Below are 1,092 nucleotides of genomic sequence, written 5' to 3'. Positions count from 1 at the left end.
TACGTTATAACAAAACGATACCAATGCCGCGAATTGGCAATCCGTTAACGGAACCGTCACCGTTTCCTCTACCGTCTTCTCAAATTGCTTTAAGTCTTCACAAAGAATGTCTTCTGCTTGCTCTTTGGTGATACACATGCCTTTTTTGACAAGCGGTTGACCAGCATTACTTGTATGGCCATAACCAATCGTCCAGATACATGCTACATCTCTATATGCCTCTAAACGCAAGCCTTCCCATTGCTTGATAAGCTCTAAACCTTCTGTGGGTATCTTTCTCATCTGATCCTCCATAAAAAAAGCCCCACAGAAGTGGGGCTGGATTAAAATCTATTCTATAATCTCTATTGGCTATGCTCTTTGATCAACTGTTCGACTTCTTCAACACGAAAGCCAAGTTGGAAAAGCGGCGCATATTCGTTTTCTTGTAATTCATACTGACAACGCTTTGCTACAAAATTTCCTTTCAGATCAGAGGATATTTCTGTTGTCACACAAACCCTATGCCTATCATCTTCTAGCCCCTCTTCTCCTTCTTGAAGCTCTTTAACAAAGACCCAATAAAAACGCGTTGATAAAAGCATCTCTAGCCTTTTGACCGTTTCAGCCTTATCAAATTCGAGCATATTCAGATAATCTTCTTTGCTATTTAAATGTTCTGGATAAGAAAACATTTTAACCTCTCAAATAAATCCACGTGAGCGGCTGCATCCTCGAGCAGAAACTTGTTCATTGCCGCCATTTACTGTCATGGTGGCTCGAGCAAAATGCCCATTATCCGCTGTATTACTCCAGCTACCACCACCTAACAATGCTCTCATTTCAAACGTATTTTGCGTCTGATTTATGGGTATAGGAAACGTTCCCGATAAAAATTGCCAAACATAACCGCAACCATCTTCACAACCGATATGAGAAATCATCCGTCGATTTGCCGTATCCTTATGTCCTCCTGAAGTCTTAGGAGTTGGCGCTTTCTTGCCAACAATATGTGTCTTGTCATTGCTTCCATACAGAGCAGAAGCAAACTCTTCATCACTTAATAATGACTTATTTACAAGCATCATATCTGATACATGATCGGTATAACTA

2 protein-coding genes and 1 pseudogene are annotated in these 1,092 nt (G+C 40.6%); all 3 read right to left on the bottom strand.

The annotated features are described in order from the left end of the window. Window positions 1–282, bottom strand: a 282-nt coding sequence (locus tag BN202_RS08850; RefSeq protein ID WP_034988135.1) for a lysozyme, incomplete at its 3' end; no start/stop codon positions are given. Window positions 283–344: 62 nt separating this feature from the next. Continuing rightward, window positions 345–674, bottom strand: coding sequence for a hypothetical protein (locus BN202_RS08845; RefSeq protein WP_019220287.1), 330 nt, complete (start codon window positions 672–674; stop codon window positions 345–347). A gap of 9 nt (window positions 675–683) precedes the next feature. Then, window positions 684–1,092: pseudogene (locus BN202_RS08840) on the bottom strand (hypothetical protein); the annotation flags it as partial.

Origin of the sequence: Bartonella florencae (assembly GCF_000312525.1) — a bacterium.
Taxonomy (GTDB): domain Bacteria; phylum Pseudomonadota; class Alphaproteobacteria; order Rhizobiales; family Rhizobiaceae; genus Bartonella; species Bartonella florencae.
The sequence above is the reverse complement of the archived record's forward strand: the minus strand, read 5'-3'. Positions and strand labels throughout refer to the sequence as shown.

Excerpts from the sequence above, each read along its gene's own strand:
- BN202_RS08845 (WP_019220287.1), bottom strand. The coding sequence starts at position 674 with ATGTTTTCTTATCCAGAACATTTAAATAGCAAAGAAGATTATCTGAAT.